We start from the raw sequence: 25203 nt of genomic DNA on the forward strand, positions 1-25203 counted from the left end.
ACGGCCGCGCCACGCCGCGCCGGAAGGACGTCCGCCCGTTTCGGCCGGCCCGACGCGAGACGGCGCCCGACCCGAGCCGGCGCCCGACCCCGGCCGCGGGCCCGCCGGTGCGGCAGCCGCTCCCCCGCGGGGGCGCCGGGCGGGCGGCTCGGCGAGGCGGGCCGTATGGTCGCGGGGTGGCGGATATGACGTTGACGGAGATGGCCGCGGGCATGAGCGGCCTGGCGCCGTCGTGCGGCCGGACCCGGCTGATCGCGGTGGACGGTCACGCGGGTGCCGGAAAGACCACCCTCGCCAGGCACCTCGCGGCGGCGCTCGGCGGCAGCCCGGTCGTCCACACGGACGACCTGGCCACGCACGAGCAGCCGTTCGACTGGACGGGCCGGCTGGCGACGCAGGTGCTCGGCCCGCTCGGCGCCGGCCGCAGCGCGGTGCACGAGGTCTACGACTGGCACGCGCGCCGGTTCGCGGGCGAGCACGCGGTGGACGCGGCGCCGTGCGTCGTGCTGGAAGGGGTCGGCACCGGCCGGGCCGCGCTGCGGCCCCACCTCGCGCTGGTGTTGTGGCTGGAGGTCGACCCGGCCGAGGCGCGGCGGCGCGGACTGCGCCGGGACGGGCCGGAGTTGACCCCGTTCTGGACCGGCTGGACCGCCGCCGAGGACGCACACTTCACCGCTGACCCGACTCGCCCCTACGCCGACCTGCTGGTCCACCAGGACCAGGAAGGCGGCTACCGGTTCGCCCCGGGCCCCGCGGCCCGCGCGGCGCAGCACCCGAACCCCGCCGACCGCTACGGTCGGTGAGCATCCGGTGCCTGCCCGCTGCGGACCCTGACGGCCGGACCCGCGCCGGTCGGACCCGGTCGGCGAGTGATCGAAGGCGATCGGCGACCGCGCGCGATTTCGTCACGAACGGGCTCCCGCGATCGCTTGACCGGCCGGGTATCGAGAGATTACGTTTTCAACCAGCGGCATTGCGCAGCCGCTCAGCAGACACGGAGCCCCCGATTGTTCCCCCGTGATCGGGGGCTTCGTCCTGCTCTCCGCGCCGTTCGCCACGCTGCCGGCGCGCCTTTCTCCTCACCCACCGTGACGTCACGGCGCCTCAAGGTCCCCCTCCCCCGGCACGCCGTGCTCCCCTGTCCCGCTTGTCTCGGCACCCTACGGTGATCGGACCATCGCGGGTACGATGCGCGAAGGGGTCGGTGCGGTGCCTGGGGGGTATCGCAGTCTGCTCAACTCCCGCCCGTTGGCCACGGGTTGGGGCGTGCGTGTCCGCGAGGCGGGGGGACGGAGTGGTGGGGACTTGATGGACTTCGGCACCGACCGCCCGGGAGCGCCGGCCGATCTGGCCTGGTTGCGCGGGGTGGACGCGTACACGATGGGCGCTTACGTGCAGGCCGAGGAGGAGTTCAGGGCCGCGGTCCGGCTGGACCCGGGCATGGCCGACGCGTGGCTGGGCCTGCACGCGCTGCGCGCCGACACCTCCACCGCGCTGCTCCAGATGTACCGGCATCGCGACCGCTTCGGCGAGCAGCGCGCCGCCCACCGCCGCACCCTCAACTCCTGGTACTGGCTGGGCTGGTGGGTGCAGCCGGTGCTGGAGACCAGCCGCGACCTGCTGCTCGCGCACGCCTCGCACTGGCTGGACGGCCGCCATGTCGCCGAGCTGGACCGGGCGTTGGCCGACTGCCCGCCGGTGGACACCGATCCGCAGGTGCGTTTCCTGCACGCCTGCCGCGCCTACCTGGTCAAGGACTGGGAGCGGCTGGTCCGGCACACCGAACCGCTGCTCGGCGACACCGTGCTCGGCATCGAGGCGGGGCTGTTCGGCGGAATGGCCCGGGTCCGGCTGGAGATGTGCGGCCAGGCCGAACCGCTGCTGTCCGCCGCGCTGATGCGCTGCCGCAGCGAGCAGCCGCAGCGCAAGGAGCTGCGCTACTGGCTCGCCCGGGCCTACGAGGGCACCGGCCGCAGCGCCGCCGCCGTACCGCTCTACCGCGCCGTGCACCGGGTCGACGCGTCCTTCATGGACACCTCCGCCCGGCTCGCCGCGATCCACGAGTCCGACGACGGCCTCGACGAGGGCGCGGGACTGGCCGCGGTCTCGCTGGCCGGGGGTGGCGGCCAGGCCGTACCCGAAGGCGGCGACCCGGACGGCGGCTACCCCGTCGACTTCCCGCCCGACCCGTCGGCGGCCACCGGCCCGGGCCCCGACGCCGAGTTGGACGAGTCGCTGCTGATGTCAGGCCCGCTGGACGACGCCGTACGCGACCGCTCCGCGCCGCCGGCCGGCGGCGCGGCACCCACCGGCGCGGCCGGACTGCCGCTCGGCGGCTCCGACTCCGTGCTGCTCGCCGAGGCGCTCGCCGAACTGGACCGGATGGTCGGTCTTGAGCCGGTCAAGCGCCAGGTGCGGGCGCTGTCGGCCCAGTTGCGCATGGCCCGGCTGCGGGCCGGGCAGGGCCTGCCGGTCCAGCCGCCGAAACGGCACTTCGTCTTCTCCGGCCCCTCCGGCACCGGCAAGACCACCGTCGCCCGTATCCTCGGCCGGGTCTTCTACGCCCTCGGCCTGCTCGGCGGCGATCACCTGGTCGAGGCCCAACGCTCCGACCTGGTCGGCGAGTTCCTCGGGCAGACCGCGGTGAAGGCGAACGAACTGATCGACTCCGCGCTCGGCGGGGTGCTCTTCGTGGACGAGGCGTACGCCCTGTCCAACTCCGGCTACAGCAAGGGCGACGCCTACGGCGACGAGGCGCTCCAGGTGCTCCTCAAGCGCGCCGAGGACAACCGGGACCGGCTCGTGGTGATCCTGGCGGGCTATCCCGAGGGCATGGACCGGCTGCTCGCGGCGAACCCCGGACTCAGCTCGCGCTTCACCACCCGGGTGGACTTCCCCAGTTACCGCCCGCAGGAGCTGACCCGGATCGGCGAGGTGCTCGCCGGCGAGAACGGCGACCGGTGGGACGACGAGGCGCTCGACGAGCTCGGCGCGATCAGCGGGCATGTCGTCGACCAGGGATGGGTCGACGAACTCGGCAACGGGCGCTTACTGCGGACCCTTTACGAGAAGAGCTGCGCCTATCGGGATCTGCGGCTGTCGGAGTACCCGGCCGCACCGAGCCGCGACGAGTTGGCCACGCTGCGCCTGCCGGACCTCATGCAGGCGTACGGCGAGGTGCTCTCGGGACGGGGCCCCGGGGCCCCGCCCCCGGCCGACCCGGCGGAGTGACGCCCGCGGGCGGCACTGCTCGTCGGACCGGGCCCGGGGACAGGGCCTGTGGACGCGACCCGGGGACACGACCGGCGGCCAGGGCTCAGCGCACCAGTTCACCCGGCGAGGTGCCTTCGGCGGCCGGGCCCGGGAGCGGCACCCCGTTCTTCCGCGGGGACGCCCGGTGCGCGGGGTCGCGGACCTCGCCGACCAGCTTTTCGAGCACGTCCTCCAGGGCGACCAGGCCGAGCACCCGCCCGTTGGCGTCGGTGACGGACGCGAGATGGGTGGCGGCGCGGCGCATGGACGTGAGGGCGTCGTCGAGCGGAAGGTCCGCGCGGAGGGTGGCCATCGGGCGCCAGAGCCGCTGCGGCACCGGCTGGTCGGGGTCCTCGACGTCGAGGATGTCCTTGACGTGGAGGTAGCCGAGATAGCCGGAACCGCCGGAGGCGTCCGCGCCGGCGGCCACCGGGAAGCGGGAGTAGCCGGTCCGCACGGTCAGCGCCTCGATCTCGCGGGCGGTGGCCCCCGGGCCGAGCGTGACCAGCTCGTCCGGGGTGAGCAGGACCTCCGTGACCGAGCGGGTGCCCAGCTCCAGGGCGTCCTCCAGCCGCTCCTGCTCGTCGGAGTCGAGCAGCCCCGCGGCGCGCGCGTCCTCGACCAGGACGGTCAGCTCGGCGCTGGTGAACACCGCGTCGACCTCGTCCTTCGGCTCGACCCGGAACGCCCGCAGGATCAGCCGGGCGCACGACCCGAGCACCGCGATCACCGGGCGGAAGACCCGGGCGAACCCGACCAGCCCGGGGGCGAGCCGCAGCGCGGCCTTCTCCGGGTCGGACATCGCCAGGTTCTTCGGCACCATCTCGCCGATCACCAGGTGCAGGAAGACCACGATGGCCAGCGCCAGCACGTAGCCGATCGGGTGCACCAGGTCGTGCGGGACATGGACGGCGGAGAAGGCGGGCTCCACCAGGTGGGCGACGGTCGGTTCGGCGACCGCGCCGAGGGTCAGCGAGCAGACGGTGACGCCGAACTGCGCGGCGGCCATCATCTGCGGCAGGTGCTCCAGCCCGTACAGGACGGTACGGGCGGCGCGCTGCTCCGCGGCGTGCGGCTCGATCTGGCTGCGGCGCACGGAGACGAGCGCGAACTCGGCGCCGACGAAGAAGCCGTTGCCGAGCACGAGCAGCACGGCGAAGAGGAGTTGGAGTGCGCTCATCGCTGGTCGTCCCCCTCGACGCCCTCGGCACCGGCGGCACGGTCAGCACCAGCGGCACCCGCGGCGCAGCCGGCGCCGTCGTCCGGCCCGTCGTCGGGTCCTGACGGTGCAGTCCGCACGATCCTGACGCGTTCAGCCCGGTGGTGGCCGACCTCCTCGACGCGCAGCAGCCAGCCGGGCAGGTCGGCAGTGTCGCCGACCTCGGGGATGCGGCCGAGCAGGTCGGCGACGAGACCGGCGACGGTCTCGTAGGGGCCCTCGGGCGCGGCCATGCCTATCCGGGCGAGGGTGTCGATCCGGCAGCCGCCGTCCGCCGCCCACGCCGGGTGGCCGTCCTCGGCCGGCGCCTGGGCGAGTTCGGGCAGGTCGGCGGTGTCGTGCTCGTCGCGGACCTCGCCGACCAGCTCCTCGACGATGTCCTCGAGGGTGACCACGCCGGCGGTGCCGCCGTACTCGTCGACGACCACCGCGATCGGCTGCTGGCTGCGCAGCAGTTCCAGCAGGTGCTGGACCGGCAGCGTCTCGGGCACCAGCAGCGGGGCGACGGCGATCCGCGACACAGGGGTGCGGTCGCGCGCGTCGGCGGCCACCGCGAGCGCGTCCTTGAGGTGCACCATGCCGGTGGTGTCGTCCAGCCGCTCGCGGTAGACGGGGAACCGGGACAGGCCGGTGGCGCGGGTGAGGTTGAGGACGTCGGCGGCGGTCGCGGTGTCCTCCAGGGCACTGACCCGGACCCGGGGAGTCATCACGTTCTCCGCGGTGAGGTCGCCGAGCGACAGGGTGCGCACGAACAGGTCGGCGGTGTCCGGCTCCAGGGCGCCGGCGAGCGCGGAGTGCCGGGCCAGCGAGACCAGTTCGCCGGGGGTGCGGGCGGAGGCCAGCTCGTCGGTGGGCTCCACGCCGAGCATCCGCACCAGGCGGTTCGCGGCGCGGTTGAGCAGCTCGATCACCGGGCGGAAGGCGCTGGAGAAGGCCCGCTGCGGACCGGCCACCATCCGTGCGACGGCCAGCGGGCGGGAGACCGCCCAGTTCTTCGGTACGAGTTCGCCGATCACCATCTGCACGCCGGAGGCGACCATCATGCCGATCACCACGGCGAAGCCGGGGGCGGCGCCTTCCGGCAGGCCGGCGGCGTGCAGCGGGTCCTCCAGCAGGTCGCCGAGCGCGGGCTCGGCGAGCATGCCGACGACCAGCGAGGTGATGGTGATGCCGAGCTGGGTGCCGGAGAGCTGGAAGGAGAGTTTCCGCAGGGCGGCGACCACGCTACGGGCTCTGCGGTCGCCTTCGGCCGCGGCCCGCTCGGCGGCGGGGCGCTCCACCGTCACCAGGCCGAACTCGGCGGCGACGAAGAAGCCATTGGCGAGGATCAGAACGAATGCTGCCGCGAGCAGCAGCAACGGGGTGCTCATGAGGCCGCCGCCCCGCGTTTCCGGTGGGAGTTCCGGGCGGGAGGGGCGGCGCAAGTACTACCGGACGGTTCGTCCATCGGGGTGTGAGTGTCACTCCTCGGGTGGGCGCTGCGCGGGGCTGCGCCGGGGTGGGTGGGCGCGGTTGAGTGCGCTTGGTGAACCAGGGTAGTCATTGCGGGCGCGCCCGCGAAGTGACGGTGCCCACCCGGCGGAAGACGGCTGCCCCCGCGGGGACGGGGTGCTCTCGTGAAGACGGTCGCCCCGGCGCCGGGGCGGGGGCACCGCGGCCCCCTGGGGATGGCCCCCTTACGAGGACGGGGCCTCGCCCAGCGCTTCGACCAGCTCACGCAGCCTCCGGGCGTCGCGCACCGCGCGCCCCCGGGCGATCCCGGGCTGAATCCCCATCACCGCCAGGGTCGTGCCGTCGGCGAGGTCGAGGCGGACCCAGGCGTCGCCGTGCCCGAGGTTGACCCCGAGCACCTCGGCCCAGGCCAGGCGCCGCCGCACCGTGAGGTTCACCACGGTGAGCCCGCTGGTGTCGGCGACGGCCTTGGGCCGGCTCAGCAGCGTCAGTCCCGCACCGATCAGGACGGCCGTGCCGACCACGGTGCCGCGCTCGGCGGTGCTCCAGGGCGAGGCACCGTCATGCGGCATGAGCACCGCGACGCTGGTCAGCACGACGACGATCGCCACGGCGAGTGTGAGCAGCACCACACGGGTGACGACCGGCCGGAAGGTGATCGGCAGGTCGTCCGGCGCGGCAGCGGCGGCCGTGGGGTGCTCGGCCGGGGCGCCGGGCATCGTCACAGCCGGGCGGCGTGGATGCCGGTGGTCAGGATGGCGCGGGCGCCCAGGTCGTAGAGCTGGTCCATGATGAGCTGGGCCTCGGCGGTGGGCACCATCGCGCGGACCGCGACCCAGCCCTCGTGGTGCAGCGGGGAGACGGTGGGCGATTCGAGCCCGGGGGTCAGCGCGACGGCCTTCTCGACCTGCTCGACGCGGATGTCGTAGTCCATCATCACGTACCGCCGCGCGACCAGGACGCCCTGCAGGCGGCGCAGGAACTTCCGCACGTCGACGTCGTCGGGCTCGGCGCCGGTGCGGCGGATGACGACGGCCTCGGACTCCATGATCGGCTCGCCGAACGCCTCCAGGCCGGCGATGCGCAGCGAGGTGCCGGTCTCCACCACGTCGGCGATGACCTGGGCGACGCCGAGCTGGATCGCGGTCTCCACGGCGCCGTCGAGGTGGACGACGGAGGCGGCCACGCCGCTGTCGGCGAGGTGCTTGGCGACCACGCCCTCGTAGGAGGTGGCGACGGTCAGCCCGGCCAGGTCGGTCACGTCGCTCGCGGTGCCGGGCTTGGCGGCGTACCGGAACGTCGAGCGGGCGAAGCCGAGTTGCAGGATCTCCTCGGCGCTCGCCCCGGAGTCCAGCAGCAGGTCGCGGCCGGTGATGCCGATGTCGAGCCGGCCGGAGCTGACGTAGATCGCGATGTCCCGCGGGCGCAGGTAGAAGAACTCGACGTCGTTGACGTTGTCGAACAGGACGAGTTCCTTGGACTCCTTGCGCTGGCGGTAGCCGGCCTCATGGAGCATGGCCGCCGCGGGTCCGGAGAGTGCACCCTTGTTCGGTACGGCGATGCGCAGCATGGGGTCGGGTTCCTTTTCTTCGTCGGGTTCTTCGAGTACGGCGGATGTGCAGGATGTGCCGGTTCATCGGTGGTGCGGGGGGACTTGCGGCGGTACGGGTCCGCGGGAGGCGCGGACCCGCCGCGCGTGCGCGGTGCGCCGGGCGTACGGTGCCGCCCGGCTCACAGATGGGCGTAGACGTCCTCCAGGGAGATCCCGCGCGCCACCATCATCACCTGAACGTGGTAGAGCAGCTGCGAGATCTCCTCGGCGGTCGCGTCCGGACCTTCGTACTCGGCCGCCATCCACACCTCGGCGGCCTCTTCGACCACCTTCTTGCCGATCGCGTGCACGCCCTTCCCGACCAGTTCGGCGGTGCGGGAAGTGCTGGGGTCGCCGGTGGCGGCCTTCTGCCGGAGCTCGCTGAACAGCTCCTCGAATGTCTTGTCAGCCATGGTGGTCCCTAGCGTACGGGGAAGTGCCCGGGGACCATCGCCATGGTTCGGATGCTGGTCACCGCCACGGTTCGGAGACCGAGCGCAGGATGGCCGCGGTGGCCACCGCGGCGGTCACCGCTTCGTGACCCTTGTCCTCGGTGGAGCCGGGCAACCCGGCCCGGTCCAGCGCCTGCTCCTCGTTGTCGCAGGTGAGGATGCCGAAGCCGACCGGGACTCCGGTCTCCACGGAGACCTGGGTGAGCCCGGCGGTGACGCCCTGCGAGACGTACTCGAAGTGCGGGGTGCCGCCGCGGATGATCACGCCGAGGGCGACGATCGCGTCGTAGCCGCGGCCGGCCAGCACCTTGGCGACGACGGGCAGTTCGAAGCTGCCCGGCACCCGCAGCAGGGTCGGCTCCTCGATGCCGAGGTCGCGCAGGGCGCGGACCGCCCCGTCCACGAGGCCGTCCATCACCTGGGTGTGCCACTGCGCCGCGATGACGGCGACCCGCAGGTCACCGCAGTTCTTCACGGTCAGTTCCGGGGCGCCCTTGCCGCTCACTTCTCTCCTCCGGTAGTGCTTCGGGTGGTGGTGGTGCCGGGGGTGCTGCTTCGGGTGGTGCCGCCGGCGACGGTCTCGGGCAGGGTGCCGGGGACGGCCGCTTCGCCGTCGAGCCACGGCAGTTCGTGGCCCATCCGGTCCCGCTTGGTGCGCAGGTACCGCACGTTGTGCTCGCCCGCGGCGACCGGCATCGGCACGCGGGAGAGCACCTCCAGGCCGTGTCCGGCCAGTGCCGCGGACTTCGCCGGGTTGTTCGTCATCAGCCGCAGCGAGCGCACACCGAGGTCGGTGAGGATGTGCGCGGCGGCGGCGTAGTCGCGGGCGTCGGCAGGCAGGCCGAGTTCGAGGTTGGCGTCGAGCGTGTCGCGGCCGCGCTCCTGGAGTTCGTACGCGCGCAGCTTCGACATCAGGCCGATGCCGCGGCCTTCGTGGCCGCGCAGGTAGAGCACCACGCCGCGGCCGGCGGCGGCGACCTCGCGCAGCGCGGTCTGGAGTTGCGGGCCGCAGTCGCAGCGCAGCGAGCCGAAGACGTCGCCGGTCAGGCATTCGGAGTGCACCCGGACCAGGACGTCGGTGCCGTCGCCGAGGTCGCCGGCGACCAGCGCGACATGCTCGGCGCCGTCGGCGGGGACGCGGTAGCCGTACGCGCGGAACTCGCCGTAGGCGGTGGGCAGTCGGGTGCTGGCCTCGCGGCGCACCTCGGCCTGCTCGGCGCGGCGGTAGGCGATCAGGGCCTCGATGGAGATGATCGCCAGGCCGTGCTTGCGGGCGAAGGGCACCAGCTCGGGAAGCCGGGCCATGGTGCCGTCCTCGAGGGCGATCTCCACGATGGCCGCGGCCGGCCGCAGTCCGGCCAGCCGGGCGAGGTCGACGCCCGCCTCGGTGTGGCCGGCCCGCTCCAGCACCCCGCCGGGGCGGGCGGCGAGCGGGAAGACATGGCCGGGCCGGACGAAGTCGTCGGCGCGCGCGGCCGGGTCGGCGAGCAGCCGGATGGTGGCGGCGCGGTCGGCGGCGGAGATGCCGGTGGTCACGCCGTGCGCACCGCTCGCGTCCACGGACACGGTGAACGCGGTGCGCATGGACTCGGTGTTGGACTCCACCATCTGCGGCAGTTCCAGCCGGTCCAGCTCCGGGGTCTCCATCGGCACGCAGATCAGGCCGCGGCACTCGTTCATCATGAAGGCGACGATCTGCGGGGTGATCCGCTCGGCGGCCACGACGAGGTCGCCCTCGTTCTCCCGGTCCTCGTCGTCGACGACCACCACGGGGCGGCCCGCGGCGATGTCGGCGATGGCCCGCTCGACAGAGTCGAGCACCAGATCGTCGAGATCGTCGAGACCGTCGGAGGCGTCGACTGCGGTGGGCCCGTCGGGGACGCCGCTGTCGATGCGGTGCCGCCAGGGGTCGTGCGGTGCGGTCACGGTGGTCATGCCGTCGCTCCTTCCGCGGTGGTGACGGGCTGCCGCGGCTGCGGGCCGCCCTGCTCGCCGGCGGTGCGCCGCGTCTGCTGCCACCAGGCGTACATCCCGGCGATCACCAGGACGAAGTAGATGATGTAGACCAGGCCGGAGAACGGCAGCCCGCTGTGGAAGTTCAGGGGCACGCCGACCAGGTCGACGGCCAGCCAGGCGAACCAGAACTCGACCCAGCCGCGGGCCTGCGCGTACATCGCGGCGAGGGTGCCGACGAAGATGTAGGCGTCCGGCCACGGGTTCCACGAGAGCTTCGGGTAGGCGAGGAAGAGCGAGCCGACCGCCACGGTGCCCAGGCCGGTGGCCAGCGCCAGGACGGCCCGCTCGCGCCAGGTGGCGAAGCGGATGGCGAGCCGGCCGGTGCTCCCGCCGCTGCCGCGCCGCCACTGGTACCAGCCCCACACCGCGACGGTGATCACCACGAACTGCTTGCCGACGCCGCCGCCGAGGTGCGCGCCCCAGAACGCGGCCACCAGCACCACGCCGGAGAGCAGTTGGACCGGCCAGGTCAGCATGGCCCGCCGCCAGCCGAGCGCGAGCGCGGCCAGGCCGAGCAGGTTGCCGATCATGTCGGACCACACCACGTGCTGGTCGAACGCGGTGAACGCCTGGCTGTTCAGCCAGTGCACGATGCTCACCGGCCGGCCCCCGTCCGCCGGTCGTCGTCACGGTCGGTGGCGCGGTCGGCGCCGCCGAGCATCCGCTCGACGTACTTGGCGATGACGTCCACTTCGAGGTTGACCGGGTCGCCCGGCTGCTTGATGCCGAGCGTGGTCAGCGCGAGGGTGGTCGGGATGAGGCTGACTGTGAAGAAGTCCGCTGCCGCGTCGACCACGGTCAGGCTGATCCCGTCGACGGTGATGGAGCCCTTCTCGACGACGTAGCGGGCGAGTTCGGCGGGCAGCGCGATCTTGACGATCTCCCAGTGCTCGCCGGGGACGCGCTCCAGCACGGTGCCGGTGCCGTCCACGTGGCCCTGCACGAGGTGGCCGCCGAGCCGGCCGCCGAGCGCCATCGGCCGCTCCAGGTTGACCCGGGAGCCGGGGGCGAGCGCGCCGAGGCTGGAGCGTTTGAGCGTCTCGGCCATCACGTCGGCGGTGAAGGCGCCGTCGGGCAGGTCCACGACGGTCAGGCAGACCCCGTTGACGGCGATGGAGTCACCGTGTTTCGCGCCTTCGGTGACGACGGGTCCGCTTACGGTGAAGCGGGACGCGTCGCCCAGGTCCTCGACGGCGGTGATCTCGCCCAGCTCTTCCACGATTCCGGTGAACACGTCAGCTCTCCTGGGGTGCGGTGGGGACGTCGGCGGGAGTGGCGGCGCTGGCGACGGTGGCAGCGGGTACGGCGGTGACGCGCAGGTCGGGTCCGAGGCGGTCGACGCCGGTCACGTCGAGCCGCAACGCCTGCGCGATGGTGCTGATTCCCCCGCCCGTGAGCACGGCGGGGCCGGCGCCGAGCAGCGCCGGGGCGAGGTAGGCGGTGACGGTGTCGATGTATCCGGCGGCCACGAACGCCCCCGCGAGCGTGGGCCCTCCTTCGAGCAGCACCGAGCGGACCCCGCGGGCGAGCAGTTCGGCGAGCAGCGCGGCCACGTCGACGCCGCGGCCCTGCGGCGCGTACGGCAGCCGGACGACGTCCACGCCGGTCGCGGTCAGGTGGGAGGTGTCGGCGTCCTTGCCGACGGCGATCAGGGTGGGTGCGGCGTCGTCGAGCACCCGGACGCCCGCGGTCGTGCGGGCCCGCGTGTCGACGACCACCCGCAGCGGCTGGGTGGCGCCGTCGATGCCGCGTACCGCCAGGTGCGGGTCGTCCGCGGTCAGGGTGCCGGAGCCGACCACGACGGCGTCGGCCTCGGCGCGCAGCCGGTGCACGTCGGCGCGGGCCTCGGCGGAGGTGATCCAGCGGCTGGTGCCGTCGGCGGCCGCGATCCGGCCGTCGAGGGTGGCGGCGTACTTCCACCGGACGTAGGGGCGGCCCTTGCGCACGGAGGTGAGCCAGGCCGCGTTGACCGCGGCGGCCTCCTCGCCGAGCAGGCCGCCGGCCACGTCGACGCCCGCCGCGCGCAGGGTGTACGCGCCGCCGGACGCCACCCGGTTGGGGTCGGCCACCGCGTACACCACGCGGGCGACGCCGGCTTCGATCAGCGCCTTCGCGCACGGGCCGGTGCGGCCGGTGTGGTTGCACGGTTCCAGGGTGACCAGGGCGGTGCCGCCGCGGGCCCGCTCGCCGGCGGCGAGCAGCGCGTGCACTTCGGCGTGCGGTCCGCCGGCCCGCTGGTGCCAGCCCTCTCCCGCGACGCGGCCGGCCGCGTCGAGGATCACGCAGCCCACCACGGGGTTCGGCGCGGTCGCGCCGAGGGCGCGCGCGGACAGCGCGACGGCTCGACGCATCGCGTCGGCTTCTGCACTGGTGGCCACCGGGTCCTCCTGCCTCATCAGGCACGGACTCCGGGGCGAGGGAAACTGACGGGCTCCCACTCGCCGGAACGACCGACCACGCACGCACCGATCCGCGCCTGCGCACGGACCCGCTCCTACGGCGGCCTTCCCGAGTGAACGCCCGCCGCGCACTGCCTCCCATCCGGACTTTCACCGTCGGTCCAGGAATTTCACCTGGTCAACCGGCCGCTGGCTGCGGCCGGGTCGCGGACTGTAACCGCCGGTTCGGAATTACACCGACCCCGGAGTGCGCGAACGTCACTACTGCGGTCAAGTCTGCCACGCGACGGTGCTCCCGCTCCACCCCCACCTCTTTGTGCGCTCCCTCACACCCCCCGGGCGCCCCTGCCCGCCGGTCACGGGACCTTGCGGTCCGCGGTGGCTGGTCGCGCAGTTCCCCGCGCCCCTGGAAAGTGCCCCGGGTACCCCCGGGGCCAGCACGGTGGGAGCCGGGCTTACACAGGGGCGCGGGGAACTGCGCGCGCAACCGTCCACCGGCAGGTGGTCCCTGAACCGACAGCACACACCACCCCGGAGGGTCAGCTCGCCGGTGCGAACAAGTCGCGCTGGGCCGCGTCCATGGCCGTGATGACCGCACCGCGCAGGATCGGACCGCCCTTGACCGCGGTGACGCGGAAGGACGTGCGCAGCGGGGAGAGCCGGGCGAAGGCCGCACCGACCCGCTCGGCAAGAACGTCTCCCCCGGCCTCGCCCACTTCGCCGGCGAGCACCACCCGGCCCGGGTCGAGCACCGCGCAGATGGCGGCGGCGCCCACCGCGATCCGCTCGGCGAATTCCGTGAGGAAGGCGTCGGCCCCGCCCTCGACCGCGGCCCGTACCGCCGACGCCGCCGACTCCGCGTCCGCCCCGGACCCGGGGGAAAGCCCGTGCGCCCGCGCCAGCGCGCACACCCCCCTGCTCCCCACCAGCCCGTGGTACCCCTTGTCGCAGTCCTCCGCGCTGGGCAGCGCCCCGTCCGGCGAGATCGGCAGGAACCCGACCTCCCCGGCTCCGCCGGACACCCCGCGCCGCAGCCGCCCGTCGAGCATGACGCCCGCCCCGACCCCGCTGCCGATCCACAGCAGTACGAACGTGTCGCCGTCGGGCCCCGCGGCCGCGATGCGCTGTTCCGCGACGGCCGCGAGGTTCGCCTCGTTCTCCAGCAGGACGGGCACGCCGAGCCGCCGCCGCACCTCGTCCACGAAGTCCGCGTGCCAGGCGGGAAGCGCGCCGGAGGGGCTCAGCCGCCCGGTGCCGGGGTCGATCAGGCCGGGCGCGCCGAAGACGACGGTGTGCAGTGCGGCGGCGCCGGCCGTCCGCGCGGTCCCGGTGAGCAGCGCGACGCCGTCCTCGACGATCCGCTCGGGGTCGGCCCCGGCGGCGACCGGCCGCTCGGCGCGGGCGACGGTCCGCCCGAGCAGGTCGGCGATCTCCACGCCGATGCTCTCGATCCGGACATCGAGCCCGGCGACGTAGGCCCGGTCGGCGACGATCCCGTAGACCCGCGCGTTCGGGCCGCGCCGGGCCGCGCCCGCCTCGCCGACCACCTCGATCAGCCCGGAGTCCTGAAGGCGTTCGACCAGGTCGGCGACGCTGGGCCGGGACATCCCGGTCAGCTCCTTCAACTGCCCCGCGGTGAGCGGCCCTTCCTCCTGGAGCAGTCGCAGGGCGAGCCGGTCGTTGATCGCCCGGGCGGTGCGGGGGGAGGCACCGCGCCCGGGGTGCGCGCTGGTGGCGGTCATGGCGGCGATCCTTCCAGAACCCGCCGATGCGGCCGGAAAAGCGGCTTAACTTTCAGGCAGGCTTCCTGATAGTTTACCGCGCATGACGAGCAGTTCCCCGCCCGCGCAGTGGTCGCCGGCGCAGTGGTCACCCGCCCGGGTCCGCCGGGCCCACCTGACCATGCGCGCGGCCTTCGCCGTGCACGGCGCGGTGCAGGGCTCGTTCGCCACCCGCATCCCGTGGATCAAGGACCATCTCGGCCTGAGCGCGGGCACGTTGGGGCTCGCGCTGGTCTGCCCGGCGATCGGCTCGTCGCTGATGATGCCGCTGGCCGGACGGCTGATGCACCGCTACGGTTCGCGCGCGGCCCTGCGGGTGCTGCTGGGCCTGTGGTGCGCGACGCTCGCGCTGCCCGCGCTCGCGCCGGGGCTGCCCTGGCTGTGCGCGGCGCTGCTCGCGTTCGGGGCGACCTCCGGCATGGCCGACGTGGTGATGAACGCGCTCGGCATCGCCGTCGAGGAGCACAAGGGCAAGTCGATCATGTCCGGGCTGCACGGCATGTGGAGCGCGGGCACGCTGGTCGGGGCCGCGGTGGGTGTCTCGGCGGTGCGCGTTGGCCTGGACGGCCGGGTGCACCTGGCCCTGATGGCGGCCGCGCTGGTGGTAGCCGCGCTGCTGATCACCTCGGGCACGCCGGATGTGCGCCCGCACGAGGACGAGGCCGCGCCGCCGCGCTTCTCGCTGCCCCCGAAGGCCGCGCTGGTGATCGGGGCGATCGGGTTCTGCGGGGTGTTCGCGGAGGGCGGCAGTTCCGACTGGTGCGCGGTCTACCTGAAGGAGATCGCGCACGCCTCGCCGGCCGTCGCCGCGCTGGCGTACACCGCGTTCTCGTGCACGATGGCCGCCTCCCGGCTGGTCGGCGACCTGGTGGTCCGGCGGCTCGGAGCGGTGCGCACGCTGCGGATCGGCGGGGCCGTCTCCACCCTCGGCGGCCTCCTCGTGGTCCTCGCGCACACCCCGGCGCCGGCGATCATCGGGTTCGCCCTGATCGGGGTGGGCATCTCCACGACGGTGCCGCTGTGCTTCGCCGCGGCCGGGCGGCGCGGGCCGGTGCCGAGCCAGGCGATCGCCGGGGTCGCCACGGTGACGTACACCTCCGGGCTGGTCGCGCCCGCCGCGATCGGGGGGATCGCGGGGGCGAGTTCGCTGACCACGTCCTTCGTGCTGGTCACCGTGCTGACCCTCGGGCTGGTGCTCGGCGCGGGCGTGGTCCGGCCCACCCCGCGCAAGGAGGTGGCCGCCTCGGGCGTGGCCGCCCCAGCCGCTCCCGCCTCGTCGCCGACCACCGGCCGGTGACCAGGGCGGATGCACGCCGCCGGCCACTCGCCGGAGGATCGGGCGGGTACGGCCCCCGGGTGGTCCGCCCCGCTCGCCGGGCCGCGCGCCCGGCACCGTAGACCCTCCGGGTCGCGGACCGTCGGCTCAGGGACGGCGCGTCCGCGGCCCGGAGGTCCCCTCCGATCGCGCGGGCGGCTGCCCGTGGTGGCGCTACCGCGAGATCGGGTCGAGCTGTTCCGGGGACGGGCGCAGCGGCCACAGGTCGCCGCCGGGCGGTGCCTGGAGTTCGGGTACGGCCTCGGCCGCCGCCTGGTCGCCCGCCTCGGCGGCGGCCCGCACCACGTCGCTCGCCGCGAATCGCTGGAAGTGCAGCTCCGGGTGCGGCCAGGGCGCGCGGCCGGTGGCGGCGGGGAGCAGGTAGCGGACCGCGTCGAGGATGCCCGCGCCCACGGGGTTGCGGTACGACCACAGGTCGACACCGACCTGCCGGCCGATGTGGGCGAGCCGGGTGAGGGCCACCAGGCAGAAGGTCGAGTAGTGCCAACTGCGGCTCCTGGCCAGCTCTTCGGGCAGGCTGCCGTCCGCCGCGATCTGCGGGTCGATCCGGGCGGCACGGGCGGCGAGCACCGTCCGGCGGGCGGAATCCGGCTGTCCGACGGCGAGTTGGAGCGCGGCGAGCTGCATGTCGAAGAACGTGCCGTGGTTGTTGGCGGTGGCCGCCTCCTCGGCCGCGAAGTCGCCGCCGAGCCAGCGGGTGAAGTCGGCACACCAGGCGTGCACTCCGGCCCGGTCGGCCTCGGTCCAGCCAGGGGCGCCGGCGCCGAGCAGCGCGATGGCGTCCAGGATCGAGGTGAACTGCTGGGAGAAGTCGATGATGCCGATCGGCCGGCCGTCGGTGCCGCCGGGGATCGCCTGGGCGTGCGCGAGATGCGGGTTCATCCGGGTGGCGGGGGCGAGGAACCAGGTGCGCAGCAGGTGGGCGGCGTGCTCGGCGTAGTCGGCGCGGCCGGTGTGGTACCAGGCGAGGGCGAGGGTCTGCACCGCGTCGAACATCGCGCCGCGCCCGCGGTGGTCGGTGATGAGGTCGATCTCGGGGTTGCGCAGCCCGTCCCGCCGCTCGTACGGCAGGCCGTCGGGGTCGGCGGCGGTACGCGGGCGGCTGGGCCACCAGTACGGGGCCTGGCTGAGGTAGTCGTGCCGGTCGCCGCTGGGCGGGGTCTGCGGCTTGTCCGTCACCGACCATGGGCCCAGGGCGAGTTGGCGCTCCGCGCGGGCGGTGAGGTGGGCCAGGGCCGCGGTGGTCTCGGGGTCGCCGGAGCGCAGCCGGTCCCGGGCCTGCCGCAGGCGACTGCCGTCGAGCACCACGGTCGGCGGCGCCGCTTCCTCTGCTACGGCCGTCCGTAGGGCGCCCGCCGCGCTCCGTACGACCGCATCCGCGCCTGCCTCCGTCTCCGGACGTTCCCGCACCACGACCCCTCCAATTCACGTAGATGAACCCAGTTCATCAATGCGATCGCTGGATCGTATGAGGGCAGGCCGCTCCGAGGCAATGGGGAGCAGGCGATACGGGCTTGCAGTACAGGGATGCGGCGGGTCACGGTCCACCCCAGGGGACCACCCGGTGGGCGCTTGCCCGCAGGGCGCCCCGCGCCCTTGCGGCATCCCACCGCGGCCGCAAGAGAGCGCGGCGAGGAAGCGGTCCGGCGGGTGCGCACGGGGGAATCGAACCCGCCGGACCGTGTCTCCACGTTAGCGCGCCCTTACGGAACGTCGAAGGCGCGAGTCGGACAAATGCAGTCGCGCGAACACGCCATGGCACAGGCTCGCGCCATCTCCCGGGCCACACAAGGGAGTTGGCGGTCAGCTCACGGAGAGGTCCTGCAGGCCGACCACCCGCAGCAGTTGGAGCCGTTCGTACGACTCGGAGCCGGGCCGGGCGGTGAACACCACCAGCCGCTGGTCCCCTTCGGAACTCAGCAGCACCTCGCAGTCGAGCGTCAACTCCCCCACCACCGGGTGCCGGAAGCGCTTCACGTCCGAACGCCGCACCGCCACCTCGTGGTCGGTCCACAGGCGGGCGAACAGCGGGCTGGCGGCGCGGAGGTCGGCGACCAGCGCGGCCGGGCGCGGGTCCTTCGGCCGGGCCGCGACGACCGCGCGCAACTGCGCCACATGGCTCCTGGCCACCCGCTCGAAGTCCTCCGCCGGCAGCGCCGCTCGGCCCTCGGGGTCGGTGAACATCCGCCGCACGATGTTGCGCATCGCCGGCGGCCGGGCGGACACGTCGCCGTGCAGCGCGGCGGCCATCGCGTTCTGCGCGAGCACGTCGCCGATGTCGCTGAGCACCTGTGCGGGCGTGTCGTGCAGCCGGTCCAGGATCAGCAGCAGCCCGGGGCGCACATGCCGGCCGCCGCCCGGCTCGCGCGGCGGCACCTCGCCGGCCAGGTGGAAGAGGTGGTCGTGCTCGTCGGCCGTCAGCCGCAGCGCACGGGCGAGCGCGGCGAGCATCTGCCGGGACGGCCGCGGGCCGCGGGCCTGCTCCAGCCGGGCGTAGTAGTCCGCGGACATGCCCGCGAGCTGTGCCACCTCCTCCCGGCGCAGTCCGGGCGTCCGGCGGCGGGGGCTCCCGGCCAGGCCCACGTCCGCGGGTCCGAGGCGGCCACGGCAGCGGCGCAGGAAGTCGGCGAGTTCTGGTCGGTCCACGCCTCCAGCATGCGGCGGCCGCGCGGGGCTATCCAGGGAGTGCTGCTCCCTGGATCGGCAGGTCTCTCCCGCCCGGCGCCGGTCGGCCGCACGGTGGGAACCGCACCCCGACGGACAGGGGCGGCCGGACGCGGACTGCCGGCCGCCGTTCGGCGGACCGTACAACGGACACTTCCGAGGAGCACGTCATGAGAATTCTGGTCACCGGAGCCACCGGCCAGGTCGGCCGCAGGTTCGTCCCCCGGCTGATGCAGCAGGCCGGGCGCGGCGGCGACACCGTACGGCTGCTGGTGCGGGACGAGGCGCGGGCCGAGCCGCTCACCCGGCTCGGCGCGGAGGCCGTGGCCGGCGAGCTGCGCGACGGCGCCGACGTGCGCAAGGCCGTCGACGGTGTCGACGCGGTGGTGAACATCGCGGCCTCCTTCCGCGGTGTGCCCGACGAGGAGGCGTGGGCGGTCAACCGCGACGCCGCACTCGACCTCGGCCGGGCCGCGGTGGAGGCGGGCGTGCACCGCTTCGTGCAGGTCAGCACCAACCTGGTGTACGGCGCCGGGCGCGGCCGCCCCGCCGTCGAGGACGACCAGCCGCTGTCCGGCGGCCGGCATACGGGCGCCGCCTACCCCGACTCCAAGTGGGCGGCCGAGACCGGGCTGCTCGCCCTGGACGGTCTCGACGTGCGGATCGGCCGGCTCGCTTTCGTCTACGGCGAGGGCGACCCGCACCTCGCACAGGTCGTGCGGTGGGCCGAGGAGTGGGCCGGGCACCAGCGGCTGCAGATGGTCCACCACGCCGATGTCGGCCAGGGTCTGCTGCGCCTGCTGTACGCCGCCGGCCTGGCCGGCCGGACCTACAACATCGCCGACGACGCGCCGGTCAGCAGCGTCGAACTGTTCTGGCTCAACGGCGTCGAGCCGCCCGCCGAGGCCGCCGGCCGCCAGGTCGAGGACCCCTGGGACGGCATCGTCTCCACCGCCCGCATCCGCGACGAGCTGGGCTTCCGCCCGATCCACCCCTCGGTCTGGACCGCGCGCGACGCGGGCGCGCTGTAGCGGTCAGCGCGGCGGCCCGAGGATGATCTGGCCGTACCGGTCGGCCGCCTCGGCCATGACGTCCTGGGAGATCTCGTAGCCCTCGGGGCGGGGGGTCGACTTGTCGCGTCCGGCGTGGCGGAACATGCCTTCGATGCCGCCGGGTGTGCAGATCATCAGCAGGTCGGCGGTGTCGGAGGTGATCCGGTAACCGTGCGGGACGTTGCGCGGCAGGAAGACGATGCCGCCCTCGGCCAGCTCCCGCTCCTCGTCGTCGCACCACACCAGCGCCGTGCCCTTGACCAGCATGAAGACCTCGTCCTCACGCGTGTGCAGGTGGTACGGCGGCGCTTCGCCCTTGCGGACGGAGAAGCGTCCCACGGTCAGTTGCCCGGCGGTGGCCGCGCTGTCGAGGAGCACGGCGAACTCACCGCCGTCGAGCCATTCGAGCTTCTGCTGCTGTTCGGGCTGTGCCAGGTAGGCCATGGTCACGGCGGTGTCCGTTCTGCGCCGTCGAGGGCGCGGTCGGCGGGCGCGGCCGGCGCGGCCGGGCCGTTTCCTTCCCGTCGTCGAGCATGCCCTCGGCACCGCCGCGACCGCCATACGTGGCAGGCGGAGCCGGGCGGCGCGCCTCCCGTGCACCGCCGGTCCGGTCCGCCGTCACGGCGACATCGCCGCGCGGCGCGGGAGGCGGCGGCGGGGTGGTGCGGAAGCTGGGGGGATGACGACGACGGCACAGTGGACGGCGCCGGGGGACGTGGCGGATGTGGTGGCGCGGATGCGGGCGCTCGCGGCGGGGCTCCCGCCGGCGGACGGGGTGGCGGTGTTCAACCGGGTCTACCTGGCGGTCACCGAGGAGGTAACCCGGGGGCTCGCCGGCGGGCGGTTCTCGGACGGGCCCGAGGCGGCGGAGCTGGCCGTGCTCTTCGCCGGGCGGTACCTGGCGGCGGTCGAGGCCGGGGAAGCGGCGGGTGGCGCGGCCGGAGGCGGAAGGCACCGCGCCGCCGACGACAGGGGCGCGCCCGCCTGCTGGCGGCCCCTGCTGCGGGCGCGGGCCGACGAGACCGTCCACCCGCTCCAGTTCGCCCTCGCGGGGATCACCGCCCACGTGGGCCACGACCTCCCGCTCGCGGTGGTCGACACCTGCCGGGCCACCGGCCGGGTGCCCGCCGAGGTCGCCGCCGACTACGCCGAGGTCGGCGGCGTGCTCACCGCCATCGAGGTCCGGGTCAGGGAGGAGCTGATGCCCGGCCCCGACCTGCTGGAGCGCCTCGACCCGCTCACGCACGCCGTCGCGTCGTGGTCCCTGGCCCGCGCGCGGGACGGCGCGTGGGCCACGGCCCGCCTGCTGTGGGCGATCCGCGACCGGCAGGAGGCGTACGAGGACTGCGTACGGAGCCTGGAGTCGTCCGTCGGCCTGATGGCCCACGCCCTGCTCGCCCCGTTCCCGGCCCACCGCGCACGCCTCCCGCAGGCACCGCCCGCGGCGACCACACCGGCGGCTCGTCCGGTCCCGTCGGCTCCGCCGCCCGCGTCAGTCCTCCGGTAGCAGCACCGGCGCGATCTCGTCGTAGCGGTCGCCGGGGCCCGGGTTGAGCGGGTCGGTGGCGCCGCCGAGGTGGTGCATGACGCCCCACACCGCGTTGAGCGCGGTCTGCACCGCGCCCTCGGCCCATCCGGCGGTCCAGGACACGTCGTCCCCGGCGAGGAAGATGCCGCGCTGGTCGGCGGGGAGCAGATCCTGCACGAAGTGCGTGAACAGCCGCCGCTGGTAGCGGTAGTGGCCGGGCAGGTTGGCCTTGAACGCGCCCATGAAGTACGGCTCGTCCTCCCACGAGACGGTGACGGGGTTGCCGATGACGTGCTTCCTGATGTCGACCCCGGGATAGATCTCGCCGAGCGACTTGAGCATGACCTCCATCCGCTCGTGCGCGCTCAGCGGCAGCCACTTCGAGCTGTCGTCGCACCAGGTGTACGACAGGCAGATCACCGCCGGCCGGTCCGGCCCGTCGTCCAGCAGGTAGGTGCCGCGGGTCATCCGGTCGGTGAGCGTCATCGACATCGTGTCGCGGCCGGTGCGCGGGTCCCGGTCGAGCCAGAACGGCCGGTCGACGGGCACGAAGAGCTTGCTGGACTCCATGTAGTGGGTGCGCTCGATCGCGGTCCAGTGGTCGATCGGGAAGAGCGAGTCGTCGCAGGCGATCTTCGACAGCAGCATCCAGCTCTGCGCGGTGAACACCGCGGCGCGGTAGCTGCGGATGTCGCCGGTCGCGTCGGTGACGGTGATCCGGTTGCCCGCGGTGCGGTGCAGTCCGGTGACCGCCGGGCGCGGGGTGCCGCCGTGCAGGGAGCGCAGCGAGGTGCCGCGCGGCCAGTGCAGCAGCTTGTCCGGCTCGCGTTCCCACAGCCGCAGCGGGAGTTGCCGGCTGCCGCCGACGATGCTGTGGTGGTCGTCGTCCGCGCCGGTGTAGACGACCCGCAGGATCTCCAGGATCGAGTTGGGGAAGTCGGTGTCCCAGCCGCCGGTGCCGAAGCCGACCTGGCCGAAGATCTCCCGGTGCCGGAACGACGCGAACGCCGGTGCGGCGCACAGGAATCCGTAGAAGGTCTGGTTGTCCAGCCGCTCGACCAGCGCGGACCAGATCTCCCTGATCCGCGGCACGTCCCTGGTGCGCAGCGCCTGCTGCATCGCGGAGAAGTCCGCGCCCTCCTCCAGGCAGGCGTTCCAGGCGCGCATCACCTGGTGGTAGACCTCGGGCAGGTCGTCGACCGACGTGGCGTAGTGCGACTGCCCCTTGAGGTCGACGACCGTCGAAGGGGTGCAGGGCGCCAGCGGGTTGGGGAACGGCTTGGTGGTCAGCCCCACCAGGTCGATGTAGTGGCGCAGCGCGGTGGACGACGGCGGGAAGCGCATCGCGCCCATCTCCGCGGTCAGCGCGCCGTCCTCGCCGACGGCGCCGAACCCGTCGAAGGCGACGGTGCGCAGCCGGCCGCCGATCTCGTCGGCCTCGTAGAGCACCGGCCGCAGGCCCATCCGCATCAGCTCGTAGGCGGTCACGAGGCCGGACAGGCCGCCGCCGATCACGGCGACCTCGGTGCCGTGGGCGGCCGGCGGCACCGCGCCGCGCCCGGCGGGGTGCGCGAGGAAGTCGTCGTAGGGGAAGGGGAAGTCGGGGCCGAACATCGTGATGGGCGGTTCGGCCTGGGCCCGGACGTGCCCTTCGTCGTGGATGGCGGTGGGCACGGACGTCATGGGGCGGTTCTCCTGGCGGCGAGCGAGCCGTACAGCTCGGGGCGGCGGTCGGTCAGGTACGGGTTCTGCTCGCGGGTGGCGCGCAGCAGCTCCATGTCGGCGTCGGCGACGAGGAGTTCGGGTCCGGCGCCGGCCCGGGCACGCACCGCGCCGTCCGGCCCGGCCAGGCAGCTTCCGCCGGCGAAGTCGTACTCGCCTTCCGGGCCGCAGCGGTTGGCGTACGCGATGTGCAGGCCGTTCTCGAACGCGCGGGCCGGCAGCAGCGTTTCGGCGACGAACTCGTACGGGCGCATCAACGCGGTGGGTACGGCGAGCAGTTCGGTGCCGGCCAGGGCGTGCGCGCGTACCGCTTCGGGGAACTCGACGTCGTAGCAGATCAGCAGGCCGATCCGGACGCCGTCCAGGGTGGCCTGGACCAGCGGGCGGTCGCCGGGGGTGAACACGGAGCGCTCGTAGTCGCCGAAGAGGTGGGTCTTGCGGTAGTCGGCCAGCGCGGTGCCGTCGGGGCCGGTGAGCCGGGCGGCGTTGTAGACGTGCGCGCCGTCCCGCTCGGGGTAGCCGTGCACGATGGCGATGGCGTGCCGTGCGGCGATGCCGGCGATGTGCTGGGCCGCGGCCCCGCCGGCCGGCTCGGCCGCTTCGGCGACCGCGTCCCCGAGGGCGTAGCCGGTCAGGAACATCTCCCCCGTCACCAGCAGCCGTGCGCCGCGTCCGGCCGCCTCGGCGGCGGCCGTCTCCAGCGCCGCGAGGCTCGCCGCGGTGCTCGCGGGCAGCCCGCCGGGCCCTTGCAGCAGCCCTGTCCGCAACGCTTCCACGGTTCCCCGCTTCCTGGTGACCGATCCGGTCCGCAGCGGCTTTTCCGCAGCTCAACCGGTCCCCTCAGGACGCTACGTGCCCTCCCGCGGGAGCGACAAGACGCGAACATTGCGCCTGTGGCCCCGATCCGTTGCGTCCTGAGGGGCGGAAACGGCGATCCGTTGCGCGACGCGGGCGCCCACCCCCGGTTCGGGGGGTGGGCGCCCGGGCTTGACGCGAGGGGCGGCTGTCAGGTCAGGCCCTCCTCGTCGGTGGACTTGGTGGCGCGTTCGGTGCCGGGCTCGCCGCTCATCTCGGACTCGATCCGCTCCTTGCGGACCCTGCCGTGCACCTTGCGCTGCTCGGTGTGCTCCTCGACGCGCATCCGCACGCGCTCCTTCGGCACGACCTCGGTCTCGACCACGGCCTTGTCCTCGTGGAGGGTGACGACCCGCTCGGCCTCGCTGATGTCGCCGGCGCGGGCGTCGCGGTCCGCCTCGGTGATCGGCATCCGCTCGAGCCGGACCTCCTCGTGGGCGATCGGTACGGTCTGCTCGACCTCCTCGACGTCGACGTACTTGTGCAGCCGTGCCCGGCCGCTCGTCTGGCGCTCGACCCTGACGTGCATCTCCTCTTCGGAGCGGGTCATCGCCTCGTCGGTGTCCATGGCCCGCGCGTCCCCGGAGCCGAGCCGCTCGGCCGCTCCGGTGCGGCCGGCCGCGTAGGCGGCGGTGCCGGTGCCCGCCTCGCTGCCGGACATCTCCGTGTCGGTGGCCTTCGCGGTCGCGGCGCCCGAGTCCGCCGTGTCCCCGCGTGCCTGCCGGCCCCGGCCCGCGGCACCGGCCGCCCCGGCCATGCCACCGGCCGCCGCGGCCTTCTCCCCGGTGTCGCCCGAGCCGCTCCGCGTCTCCAGGCCGTAGTAGCGGTACAGGTGCCGCTCCTCCTCAGCGGACAGGTGGCCACCGGAGTCCACGTCCACGTTGGGCGCGCCCTTGACCTTGTCCTTCTCGTACGGCACCTCGACGTGGTCCTGCACGATCTTCGCGGCGCGGGTCGGCACGAACGTCTCGTTGTTGCCGAAGAAGCCGGTTTTGACCGTCACCCATTCCGGAAGGCCGGTGGCGTCGTCCAGGTACATGTGCTTGGCATCGCCGATCTTCTTCCCCTGAGTGTCATGGACGGGATGGCCCACGACTTGGGGAATCTGCTCGCGCGTGATCATGTCGCCTCCTCGGGCTGCCGGGGCCGTTTTCCCGGCCTCACTTCACCGCGTTACCCCATTGGGACGGGCAAAACATATCCACTCATCCCAATAGGGACATTCCGGGGCGGGATTCGGGCGCCGAGCGGGCTCTCAGGAAGGGCTCGGAGAGCTCGGAATCCCGGGGGCCCGGGGCCGAGAAGCGGCCCGGGGTTCAGCAGGAGCCCGGGGTTCGGGAAGGGCCCGCGGCTCAGGAGGGGCCCGCGGCACCGTAGCGGCGCAGCAGCGGGGAGAGCACCAGCACGGAGCGGGTCCGGCTGACGAACGGCTCCCCCGCGATCCGCTCCAGCACCTGCTCGAAGTGGCGCACATCGGCGGCGAAGACCTGCACCACCGCGTCCGCGTCGCCCGTCACGGTCGACGCGGACGCCACCTCCGGATAGCGCGCCAGGCCGCGCCGGATGTCCGCGGGCGACGTGTTGTGTCGGCAGTACAGCTCCACCAGCGCCTCGGTCTGCCAGCCGAGCGCCGCGGGGTCCACCCGTACGGTGAACCCCGTGATCGCGCCCGCCGCCAGCAGCCGGTCCACCCGCCGTTTCACCGCGGGTGCCGACAGCCCCACCTCGGAGCCGATGTCCGCATAGGAGCGCCGCGCGTCGGCGGCCAGGGCGTGCACGATCCGTTCGTCGATCTCATTGAGCGCCACAGCGGGAGTGTGCCACGGCGCTCCCTGTCCCCCGGGCCGCCGGGTCCGGTCGGCGACGGCACCGGCAGCCCTGCGA

The 25203-nt window shown here is 73.9% G+C and carries 23 protein-coding genes and 1 riboswitch; of the genes, 5 read left to right on the forward strand and 18 right to left on the reverse strand.

The genetic code is table 11. The features are described from left to right. The first annotated feature begins 185 nt into the window (after positions 1–185). Positions 186–803: a uridine kinase family protein gene (locus OG370_RS06115; protein ID WP_328461391.1), complete on the forward strand. Its 618-nt coding sequence runs from the start codon at positions 186–188 to the stop codon at positions 801–803. 505 nt (positions 804–1308) lie between these two features. Then, the gene (locus OG370_RS06120) at positions 1309–3231 is read left to right on the forward strand and encodes an AAA family ATPase (protein WP_328461393.1); all 1923 of its coding nucleotides are present in this window, start codon (positions 1309–1311) and stop codon (positions 3229–3231) included. 85 nt (positions 3232–3316) lie between these two features. Here the strand turns inward: OG370_RS06120 and OG370_RS06125 are convergent, their stop codons facing one another. The 11 genes from OG370_RS06125 to OG370_RS06175 form a co-directional block, all read right to left on the reverse strand. Next, on the reverse strand, positions 3317–4432 hold the full coding sequence (locus OG370_RS06125; protein WP_328461395.1) for a hemolysin family protein: 1116 nt from the start codon (positions 4430–4432) through the stop codon (positions 3317–3319). Then, the gene (locus tag OG370_RS06130; RefSeq protein WP_328461397.1) at positions 4429–5841 is read right to left on the reverse strand and encodes a hemolysin family protein; all 1413 of its coding nucleotides are present in this window, start codon (positions 5839–5841) and stop codon (positions 4429–4431) included. The genes OG370_RS06125 and OG370_RS06130 overlap by 4 nt, the downstream gene beginning before the upstream one ends. A 306-nt stretch (positions 5842–6147) precedes the next feature. Beyond that, on the reverse strand, positions 6148–6642 hold the full coding sequence (locus OG370_RS06135; protein WP_328461399.1) for a PH domain-containing protein: 495 nt from the start codon (positions 6640–6642) through the stop codon (positions 6148–6150). Positions 6643–6644: 2 nt separating this feature from the next. Then, positions 6645–7493, reverse strand: a complete 849-nt coding sequence (gene hisG / locus OG370_RS06140) for an ATP phosphoribosyltransferase (protein ID WP_328461400.1) — start codon at positions 7491–7493, stop codon at positions 6645–6647. Positions 7494–7654: 161 nt separating this feature from the next. After that, on the reverse strand, positions 7655–7927 hold the full coding sequence (locus OG370_RS06145; protein ID WP_103887687.1) for a phosphoribosyl-ATP diphosphatase: 273 nt from the start codon (positions 7925–7927) through the stop codon (positions 7655–7657). Positions 7928–7985: 58 nt separating this feature from the next. After that, the gene (ribH, locus tag OG370_RS06150; protein ID WP_328461401.1) at positions 7986–8471 is read right to left on the reverse strand and encodes a 6,7-dimethyl-8-ribityllumazine synthase; all 486 of its coding nucleotides are present in this window, start codon (positions 8469–8471) and stop codon (positions 7986–7988) included. Beyond that, complete coding sequence (locus OG370_RS06155; protein ID WP_328461402.1) at positions 8468–9901, reverse strand: bifunctional 3,4-dihydroxy-2-butanone-4-phosphate synthase/GTP cyclohydrolase II; 1434 nt, start codon at positions 9899–9901, stop codon at positions 8468–8470. Before OG370_RS06155 ends, ribH begins: the two co-directional genes overlap by 4 nt. Then, positions 9898–10581, reverse strand: a complete 684-nt coding sequence (locus OG370_RS06160; protein WP_328461403.1) for a nicotinamide mononucleotide transporter family protein — start codon at positions 10579–10581, stop codon at positions 9898–9900. Before OG370_RS06160 ends, OG370_RS06155 begins: the two co-directional genes overlap by 4 nt. Continuing rightward, positions 10578–11216, reverse strand: a complete 639-nt coding sequence (locus tag OG370_RS06165) for a riboflavin synthase (RefSeq protein WP_328461405.1) — start codon at positions 11214–11216, stop codon at positions 10578–10580. The genes OG370_RS06160 and OG370_RS06165 overlap by 4 nt, the downstream gene beginning before the upstream one ends. A 1-nt stretch (position 11217) precedes the next feature. Then, positions 11218–12360, reverse strand: coding sequence for a bifunctional diaminohydroxyphosphoribosylaminopyrimidine deaminase/5-amino-6-(5-phosphoribosylamino)uracil reductase RibD (gene ribD, locus OG370_RS06170; RefSeq protein WP_328461407.1), 1143 nt, complete (start codon positions 12358–12360; stop codon positions 11218–11220). A 145-nt stretch (positions 12361–12505) separates the two neighbouring features. After that, positions 12506–12636: riboswitch (FMN riboswitch) on the reverse strand. Positions 12637–12920: 284 nt separating this feature from the next. After that, entirely contained in the window at positions 12921–14123 is a 1203-nt protein-coding gene (locus tag OG370_RS06175; protein WP_328461409.1) for an ROK family transcriptional regulator, read from the reverse strand. Between the two features lie 82 nt (positions 14124–14205). Between OG370_RS06175 and OG370_RS06180 the strand changes: the two genes are divergently transcribed. Further along, the gene (locus tag OG370_RS06180; RefSeq protein WP_328461411.1) at positions 14206–15459 is read left to right on the forward strand and encodes an MFS transporter; all 1254 of its coding nucleotides are present in this window, start codon (positions 14206–14208) and stop codon (positions 15457–15459) included. A gap of 192 nt (positions 15460–15651) precedes the next feature. Here the strand turns inward: OG370_RS06180 and OG370_RS06185 are convergent, their stop codons facing one another. Together OG370_RS06185 and OG370_RS06190 are read right to left on the reverse strand one after the other, a co-directional pair. Continuing rightward, positions 15652–16908, reverse strand: a complete 1257-nt coding sequence (locus OG370_RS06185; protein WP_443060850.1) for an alginate lyase family protein — start codon at positions 16906–16908, stop codon at positions 15652–15654. Between the two features lie 393 nt (positions 16909–17301). Beyond that, positions 17302–18144 carry a helix-turn-helix transcriptional regulator gene (locus OG370_RS06190; protein WP_328461416.1) on the reverse strand — a complete coding sequence of 281 codons (843 nt, stop codon included), beginning with the start codon at positions 18142–18144 and terminating at the stop codon, positions 17302–17304. Positions 18145–18332: 188 nt separating this feature from the next. On the opposite strand from OG370_RS06190, the gene OG370_RS06195 reads away from it, so the two are divergent. Then, positions 18333–19193, forward strand: coding sequence for an NAD-dependent epimerase/dehydratase family protein (locus OG370_RS06195; protein ID WP_328461418.1), 861 nt, complete (start codon positions 18333–18335; stop codon positions 19191–19193). Positions 19194–19196: 3 nt separating this feature from the next. On the opposite strand, the gene OG370_RS06200 is transcribed toward OG370_RS06195, so the two are convergent. Continuing rightward, a complete protein-coding gene (locus OG370_RS06200) occupies positions 19197–19658 on the reverse strand; it encodes a cupin domain-containing protein (protein WP_328461421.1) in 462 nt (153 codons plus the stop codon). A gap of 235 nt (positions 19659–19893) precedes the next feature. Here OG370_RS06200 and OG370_RS06205 point away from each other — a divergent pair, with 235 nt between their 5' ends. Further along, positions 19894–20721 carry a DUF5995 family protein gene (locus tag OG370_RS06205; RefSeq protein ID WP_328461423.1) on the forward strand — a complete coding sequence of 276 codons (828 nt, stop codon included), beginning with the start codon at positions 19894–19896 and terminating at the stop codon, positions 20719–20721. Here the strand turns inward: OG370_RS06205 and OG370_RS06210 are convergent. The 4 genes from OG370_RS06210 to OG370_RS06225 all read right to left on the reverse strand — a co-directional run bounded on the left by OG370_RS06210 (position 20707) and on the right by OG370_RS06225 (position 25127). Continuing rightward, positions 20707–22425, reverse strand: coding sequence for a flavin monoamine oxidase family protein (locus tag OG370_RS06210; protein ID WP_328461425.1), 1719 nt, complete (start codon positions 22423–22425; stop codon positions 20707–20709). The two genes, OG370_RS06205 and OG370_RS06210, sit on opposite strands and share 15 nt — an antisense overlap. Continuing rightward, on the reverse strand, positions 22422–23240 hold the full coding sequence (locus OG370_RS06215; RefSeq protein ID WP_328461427.1) for a carbon-nitrogen hydrolase family protein: 819 nt from the start codon (positions 23238–23240) through the stop codon (positions 22422–22424). Before OG370_RS06215 ends, OG370_RS06210 begins: the two co-directional genes overlap by 4 nt. Before the next feature lie 230 nt (positions 23241–23470). After that, positions 23471–24442, reverse strand: coding sequence for a PRC and DUF2382 domain-containing protein (locus OG370_RS06220; RefSeq protein WP_328461429.1), 972 nt, complete (start codon positions 24440–24442; stop codon positions 23471–23473). 229 nt (positions 24443–24671) lie between these two features. Continuing rightward, positions 24672–25127 carry an Lrp/AsnC family transcriptional regulator gene (locus OG370_RS06225; RefSeq protein WP_328461431.1) on the reverse strand — a complete coding sequence of 152 codons (456 nt, stop codon included), beginning with the start codon at positions 25125–25127 and terminating at the stop codon, positions 24672–24674. Positions 25128–25203: the final 76 nt, after the last annotated feature.

It is taken from the genome of Streptomyces sp. NBC_00448 (assembly GCF_036014115.1).
In the GTDB taxonomy this organism is placed as follows: domain Bacteria; phylum Actinomycetota; class Actinomycetes; order Streptomycetales; family Streptomycetaceae; genus Actinacidiphila.

Excerpts from the sequence above, each read along its gene's own strand:
- OG370_RS06155 (WP_328461402.1), bottom strand. The coding sequence starts at position 9,901 with ATGACCACCGTGACCGCACCGCACGACCCCTGGCGGCACCGCATCGAC.
- OG370_RS06120 (WP_328461393.1), top strand. The coding sequence starts at position 1,309 with ATGGACTTCGGCACCGACCGCCCGGGAGCGCCGGCCGATCTGGCCTGG.
- OG370_RS06200 (WP_328461421.1), bottom strand. The coding sequence starts at position 19,658 with ATGGCCTACCTGGCACAGCCCGAACAGCAGCAGAAGCTCGAATGGCTC.
- OG370_RS06180 (WP_328461411.1), top strand. The coding sequence starts at position 14,206 with ATGACGAGCAGTTCCCCGCCCGCGCAGTGGTCGCCGGCGCAGTGGTCA.
- hisG (WP_328461400.1), bottom strand. The coding sequence starts at position 7,493 with ATGCTGCGCATCGCCGTACCGAACAAGGGTGCACTCTCCGGACCCGCG.
- OG370_RS06115 (WP_328461391.1), top strand. The coding sequence starts at position 186 with ATGACGTTGACGGAGATGGCCGCGGGCATGAGCGGCCTGGCGCCGTCG.
- OG370_RS06220 (WP_328461429.1), bottom strand. The coding sequence starts at position 24,442 with ATGATCACGCGCGAGCAGATTCCCCAAGTCGTGGGCCATCCCGTCCAT.
- OG370_RS06210 (WP_328461425.1), bottom strand. The coding sequence starts at position 22,425 with ATGACGTCCGTGCCCACCGCCATCCACGACGAAGGGCACGTCCGGGCC.
- OG370_RS06145 (WP_103887687.1), bottom strand. The coding sequence starts at position 7,927 with ATGGCTGACAAGACATTCGAGGAGCTGTTCAGCGAGCTCCGGCAGAAG.
- OG370_RS06125 (WP_328461395.1), bottom strand. The coding sequence starts at position 4,432 with ATGAGCGCACTCCAACTCCTCTTCGCCGTGCTGCTCGTGCTCGGCAAC.
- OG370_RS06175 (WP_328461409.1), bottom strand. The coding sequence starts at position 14,123 with ATGACCGCCACCAGCGCGCACCCCGGGCGCGGTGCCTCCCCCCGCACC.
- OG370_RS06135 (WP_328461399.1), bottom strand. The coding sequence starts at position 6,642 with ATGCCCGGCGCCCCGGCCGAGCACCCCACGGCCGCCGCTGCCGCGCCG.
- OG370_RS06205 (WP_328461423.1), top strand. The coding sequence starts at position 19,894 with ATGACGACGACGGCACAGTGGACGGCGCCGGGGGACGTGGCGGATGTG.
- OG370_RS06195 (WP_328461418.1), top strand. The coding sequence starts at position 18,333 with ATGAGAATTCTGGTCACCGGAGCCACCGGCCAGGTCGGCCGCAGGTTC.
- OG370_RS06130 (WP_328461397.1), bottom strand. The coding sequence starts at position 5,841 with ATGAGCACCCCGTTGCTGCTGCTCGCGGCAGCATTCGTTCTGATCCTC.